General features: G+C 30.3%; 1 protein-coding gene. It reads right to left on the bottom strand.

The genetic code is table 11. From position 1 onward, the window contains the following. A partial coding sequence (locus CRU95_RS17035) for a hypothetical protein (RefSeq protein WP_258238769.1) occupies positions 1–383 on the bottom strand: 383 nt, incomplete at both ends.

Genomic DNA, 383 nt, shown 5'->3' with positions numbered 1-383 from the left:
TCTTTTCTCTCTTCTTCCCTTCTTTCTTTTTTTTTTTCTTTTTTTTCTTCCTTTTTCTTCCTTCTTTTTTCTTTTTCTTTTTTCTTCTTCTCCTTCTTTTTCCTCTTCTTTTTCCTTTTTTTCTTTTTTTTTTTCCTCTTTTTTTTCTCTTTTCTTTCTTTTTTTTTTCTTCCTTCTTCTTTTTTTTCTTCTTTTTCTTTTCTTTCTTCTTTTTCTTCTTTTCCCTCTTTTCTCTCTTTTCTCTTTTTCTCTCTTTCTTCTCTCCTTCTTCTTCTCCCTTTCTTTTTTCTTCCTCTCTCCTCCTTTCCTTTCCCTTTTCCTTCTTTTTTTTTTTTTCTTTTCTTCTTCCTTCCTTTTCTCCCCTTCTTTCCCCTCCCTTTTCC

The organism is Arcobacter sp. F2176 (assembly GCF_004116465.1).
Taxonomy (GTDB): Bacteria; Campylobacterota; Campylobacteria; order Campylobacterales; family Arcobacteraceae; genus Arcobacter; species Arcobacter siniprincipis.
Note: the sequence above shows the minus strand (reverse complement) of the source record. Positions and strands in the feature narration are given on the sequence as shown.